This is a genomic window from uncultured Dialister sp. (genome assembly GCF_900541605.1).
Taxonomy (GTDB): Bacteria; Bacillota; Negativicutes; order Veillonellales; family Dialisteraceae; genus Dialister.
This window is the reverse complement of record NZ_UQKJ01000118.1, coordinates 1-5,625: the sequence shown is the minus strand read 5'-3', so window position 1 is coordinate 5,625 and position 5,625 is coordinate 1. Positions and strand designations below refer to the sequence as shown.

5 protein-coding genes and 1 other annotated feature are annotated in these 5,625 nt (G+C 52.5%); all 5 genes read left to right on the top strand.

Going from position 1 to position 5,625, the window contains the following annotated elements:
- Positions 1–180 precede the first annotated feature (180 nt).
- The 5 genes from QZR21_RS07705 (at position 181) to QZR21_RS07685 (ending at position 5,385) form a co-directional block, all read left to right on the top strand.
- Positions 181–1,140, top strand: a complete 960-nt coding sequence (locus tag QZR21_RS07705) for a macro domain-containing protein (protein WP_296974743.1) — start codon at positions 181–183, stop codon at positions 1,138–1,140.
- Between the two features lie 365 nt (positions 1,141–1,505).
- Positions 1,506–1,955: a binding site (T-box leader), on the top strand.
- Positions 1,956–2,058: 103 nt separating this feature from the next.
- The gene (locus tag QZR21_RS07700) at positions 2,059–2,940 is read left to right on the top strand and encodes a branched-chain amino acid ABC transporter permease (protein WP_296098522.1); all 882 of its coding nucleotides are present in this window, start codon (positions 2,059–2,061) and stop codon (positions 2,938–2,940) included.
- Positions 2,940–3,902: a branched-chain amino acid ABC transporter permease gene (locus tag QZR21_RS07695; RefSeq protein WP_296098524.1), complete on the top strand. Its 963-nt coding sequence runs from the start codon at positions 2,940–2,942 to the stop codon at positions 3,900–3,902. The genes QZR21_RS07700 and QZR21_RS07695 overlap by 1 nt, the downstream gene beginning before the upstream one ends.
- Positions 3,902–4,666, top strand: coding sequence for an ABC transporter ATP-binding protein (locus tag QZR21_RS07690; protein ID WP_296098527.1), 765 nt, complete (start codon positions 3,902–3,904; stop codon positions 4,664–4,666). The genes QZR21_RS07695 and QZR21_RS07690 overlap by 1 nt, the downstream gene beginning before the upstream one ends.
- Before the next feature lie 2 nt (positions 4,667–4,668).
- Complete coding sequence (locus QZR21_RS07685; RefSeq protein WP_296098530.1) at positions 4,669–5,385, top strand: ABC transporter ATP-binding protein; 717 nt, start codon at positions 4,669–4,671, stop codon at positions 5,383–5,385.
- Positions 5,386–5,625: the final 240 nt, after the last annotated feature.

Genomic DNA, 5,625 nt, shown 5'->3' with positions numbered 1-5,625 from the left:
CATCAGGCTGGCATGGGTATTATTAGGTATAGTTCGCAGACGCGGCTCCCTACGAATGCAGTTCGCTGCGCACCGGTCGGGCTGGCGAAGCGACGCCTGACTCATAACCCTTAGCCCCATTTACTCGATTAGCCATATTCCCTTTCATCTCAGGTATAATAGAATCAAGGAGGTGGGACTATGCCATTTTACCTATCCCACAAAGACATAACCACCATAAAGGCCGACGTCATCGTGAATGCAGCCAATACGTCCCTCCGCAGGGGCGGCGGTGTATGCGGGGCTATTTTTGAGAAAGCGGGCAGGGAGAAAATGGAAGAGGCCTGCCGGAAGCTTTCGCCCATTCAGACCGGGGAAGCTGTGGCGACTCCGGCCTTTGACCTTCCTGCCCGGTATGTCATCCACACGGCGGGCCCGGTGTGGAAGGGGAAAGAGGGGGAAAAGGAACTTCTTTACCGCTGTTATGAGGAGAGTCTTTTCCTGGCAGAGAAATTAAAGGCCAAAAGCATTGCTTTTCCCCTCATTTCCAGCGGTATTTACGGGTGTCCGAAGGCAGTGGCAGAAGCTGTTGCCAAAAAAGCAATCTTTGATTTCCTGGCGAAAAGGGATATGAAAGTGACTCTCGTTCTTTTCGGCCAGAAGAAAAGGACCAGGATCACCGAGGCTATCCGGTCATTCCTGGAGTGGAACTGCGGCGCCGGGATGAAGGAAGAGGCGTCACTGATGCTGGCCGATATGGCGCCGGAGCCTATGGGCGCACCACCGGTCAGGGGGCCGGCGAAGGGATTTGCGCTCCAGCTGGAAGACCCCTTTCAAAAGGTCCTTTTTCACTACATCGACGCGGAGGGGAAGACGGACGCTGAGGTGTATAAGGAAGCCAATATTGACCGCCGCCTCTTTTCCAAAATCCGCACCCGGGTGGACTATACGCCGAAGAAGAAGACCATTCTTGCCCTGGCCGTGGCCCTCCACCTGGACGTGGAGGAGACGGAAGAGCTGCTGGAAAGTGCCGGTTACAGCCTGTCCCGGAGCAGGGAAATGGATATGATCGTCCGATGGTACATGGAGCATGGAATTTATGATATATATGAGATCAATGAGACACTGCTGGATTTCGGTGAGAACCAGCTGGGGAGCTGAGGTAATATTGTTGTGATGGGACGGCCAATCCTGTGAATGGGGCTAAGGGTGGTGGGTGAACATCGCTGCGCTCGTTCACCGGGTTGTGGCTTTTTGTAAGGCGGCTGCCCTGCAAAAAGCGGGGGCATAAGGTTGAATAGCAGCTGAAGGCGGCGAATTTACCTCATGCCCTGTGCGACAAGGTGTCAGCCTTGGTCTGCAGCCACAACCTGGTCGGGCCAGCAAAGCGTTGCCTGCCCTACCACCCTTAGCCCCAGCCATACGTATGAGGAAAGAGTCAGCCATCCACATATTTACAAAATTATTTCCAACTTTCTATTGACTTTTTTCATGGAGGCTGTATAATATCAACCATAACGAAAGAACGAATGGCAAGGATCGGGATAAGCATCCGGCAGAAAGTTTCAGAGAGCCGGCGGCAGGTGTAAGCCGGTACGGAAGAGGATGCAAGCTCACCCGGGAGTTTTGGGAGTGAATCAAGTAGCTTCTGACGCAGCCTGCGTTACGGGCAATAAAAAGCGATGATCGGGACAAGGGATATATTGGTCCATGGCATAGAGAGCCGGCGGATGGTGCAAGCCGGTACATTCCATTATTGACTATCACCTGTGAGCCCCTCCGTTGAACGTAGTAAACGAAGGCGCCTATCCACGTTACGGATTGATGAACACCAGAGTATAATGTAGGGTGGTACCGCGCATGTCGCCCCTATTTCCGAAAGGAAATAGGGGCTTTTCTTATGGGCCTTCCGGTGTACTCTCCGTTCTATGAGTGATAAATACAGGGTGGTACCGCGAATCCATTTCGCCCCTGCTGCAATGACGCCAGATTGCAGCAGGGGCGTTTTTAATACCATTTGTTCTTTCAGGTAGAAATGAAGGCAAGGGCCTTCACATTTTGGAAAGGGGATTGAAGATCGTGTTTTTTCAACAGCTTGTCAACGGTTTAACGCTGGGAAGCGCCTATGCGGTCATTGCCATCGGCTATACGCTGGTATTCGGCGTATTGAACATCGTCAACATGGCACATGGCGGCATCTTCATGATCGGCGCTTACATCGGCCTGCTCCTCGTAACGGAAGCGGGATTCGGAATTTTCCCGGCACTCATCGGCGCCATGATTGGCGGTGCGGTTTTAGGGTATGGACTGGAAATCTTTGCACTCCGTCCGCTCCGCCGCCGCAAAGTTACCCATCTGGCACCACTCATCAGTACCATCGGCGTGTCCACATTCCTCGAAAGTGTGGCACTTATGGTGTGGGGCCCGCAGACCCGTTCTTTCCCGGCTACCTTCGGGAATGGTCTCATGGACTTCGGCATCTTTAAAATTTCCGGTATCCAGATTATTTCCCTGGGCACCGCTGTCGTTCTCATGGCTCTCCTCACGGTCATGCTGAACAAGACGAAAATCGGCAAAGCCGTAAGAGCTACCTCTGAAAATGCAGAAACCGCAGGACTCCTCGGTATCAATACAAGCCGTATCATCACATTCACCGTTATGCTGGCTTCCGCCCTGGGCGCTGCTGCCGGCGTGCTCATCGGCCTGTCTTTCAACGCCATCGAACCGACCATGGGTACATCCATGGGCCTCAAGGGTCTGGCAGTCCTCATCATGGGGGGCCTGGGCAACGTGGAAGGCGCCATGGCCGGCGGCTTCATCCTGGGCATTGCGGAAGTATTTGCCGTGGCCTACGGATCCTCCACCTACCGTGATGCTGTAGCATTCGGCATTATCATCCTGATTCTCTTTATTCGCCCTGAAGGCTTGTTCTCCAAGGCTGGGAAAGGAGGCAGACCGTAATGGACGAACTGTTAAATGGCTACTTCCTGCAGGTTTTCACCTTTGTATGCATTAATATTATCCTGGCTCTCACGGTGTATATGACCGTGTGCACTGGTATTCTTTCCCTGGGCAATGCAGGTTTCATGAGTCTCGGGGCTTACACATCCGCTATTGTGACTACTTCCTACGGCGTGCCTATGCCTGTGGGCATTATCCTTGGTGGGCTCTTTGCCACACTGATTGCATTAATTATCGGTATTCCGACCATTCGACTCAAAGGTCTGTATCTGGCCATTGCCACCATGGGCTTTGGCGAAGTGGTCCGGGTCATTGCATTGAACCTGGATATCACCCACGGTGCACTGGGCTTCTCCGGCATTCCTTCCATGGCCAGCGTCCTTGCTGACTATGCCAGTGACATTGGCCTTTTGGACGCTTTGGAAATTGATTCCCAGACCGGTGGCCAGCTGGTTATGAACATTGTACTTCTCATCATCGTGGCAGCCATTGTCTTCTTCTGGTACCGCCTCGAACATTCCCGCATCGGCCGTGCCTGGGCGGCTATCAAAGCCGATGAATACGCTGCATCCCTCACCGGTATCAACGTGGTAGCCTATAAGATGACCGCATTCCTCTTCAGTGCTTTCTTTGCCGGTATGGCAGGTGCTCTTTATGCCCATGCCACCTTCTTCATCAGCCCCACCGATTTCTCCTGGGGCAAAGTGGTGGACATTCTGGTTTACACCGTATTCGGCGGCAGCAACGTACTTTGGGGCTCTATCCTCGGTGCGGCAGTGCTTACCATCATTCCGGAATCTCTTCGTGCCATGGCTGAATACAGAGATATGATCTATGGCCTTATGTTGGTAGCACTTATGGCATTCCGTCCGGATGGCATTCTCTCCTACGATGCTATGAAATGGATTTCCCGTAAATTCAGCAAAAAGCAGAAAGCTCCTGCGGAAGGAGGAAACCAGTAATGCTTCTCGAAATGAAAAACGTGGTGAAACAGTTCGGCGGCCTCACCGCTGTTTCCAATATGTCCTTCTCCGTGGAAAAGGGAGAAATCTTCGGGGTCATCGGACCGAACGGTGCCGGCAAGACCACCATTTTCAACCTGATTACCGGTGTGTACCAGGTGACCGAAGGAGATATCCTCTTTGACGGCCAGTCTATCGAAGGGAAGAAACCGTACCAGATCATCAACATGGGCATTGCCCGTACATTCCAGAATATCCGTCTGTTCTCCGGTATGACGGTGGTAGAAAATATTCTCGTCGGCCATCATGACCGCTTGAAATCGGGGCTTCTCGCCAGCTTCCTCCGCACTTCTTCCCAGAAAAAGGAAGAAAGGGAAGCAAGAGAGGAAGCTATGGAACTCCTGAAGTTCGTTGGCCTGGAAAAGGATGCAGACCGCCTGGCTACGGAGCTTCCTTACGGCAAACAGAGAAAACTGGAAATTGCCAGGGCCCTGGCGACCCAGCCGAAGCTGATTCTTCTCGATGAACCGGCAGCCGGCATGAACGACAGCGAAACCGCGGCCCTCACCGAGCTCATCCATAATATCCGTGAAAAGTACGGTACCACCATTATCCTGATTGAACACGATATGCACCTTGTCATGTCCCTCTGCGACCATGTCATGGTTGTCAATTTCGGTAAGAAACTGGCAGAAGGGGTACCGGAAGAAGTACAGAACAACCCGCAGGTTATCGAAGCTTACCTTGGGAAGGAGGAAGACTGATGCTGCTTGAACTGAAAAACGTAGAAGCCGCTTATGGCAACATTAAAGCCCTGAAAGGCATCAACCTTTCCGTTCCGGAAGGCAAAATCGTTACCCTTATCGGTGCGAACGGTGCCGGTAAATCGACCACCATGAAAACCATCATGGGCATCATGAAGCCCGTGGCCGGGGATGTCCTGTTCAAAGGGGAGTCCATTGTGGGACTGAAACCCCATAATATCGTAAGAAAAGGGGTCGTTCTTGTTCCGGAAGGCCGTCAGATCCTCCAGAACATGTCGGTCCGTGAAAATCTTGAAATGGGTGCTTATCAGAGAAAGGATCCGGAAGGAATCAAAGAAGACCTGGCGAAGGTTTTCGAACGGTTTCCCAGACTTTTCGAAAGGCAGAACCAGTTCGGCGGCACCCTTTCCGGCGGCGAACAGCAGATGCTGGCCATTGGCCGTGCAGTCATGGCAAAGCCGGAAGTCATGCTTCTCGATGAACCATCCATGGGGCTTGCTCCCCTGGTGGTGCAGCAGATCTTTGATGTTATCAGGGATATCAACAAAATGGGTACTACTGTTCTTCTTGTAGAACAGAATGCGCGTAAAGCTCTCCAGATTGCCGATTATGCCTATGTCATGGAGACAGGGAAAATCGTCATGGAAGGACCGGCGCAGGAAGTGGCAAACAACCCGGATGTCATGGCGGCATATCTGGGCGGCAAGAAGAAACAGTGACCAATATAACAACCGTTCAGGTTGTAACACGATCCGGGGAAAGGGGACAGAGAAATCTGTCCCTTTTCTCTTTTGGTAAAATGATGCAGTTACTGCCAATTTCAGTATTGCGAGCTGTTGGGGGGCTGCAGTTGGCGAGCAGCCCAAACGGGGTGAATGGGGCATAAGGGTTGTGGGTCGGGCACCGCTTCGCTCGCCAACCGGGTGGTGGCTTCAACGTCGCTGCGCTCGTTGAAGCGG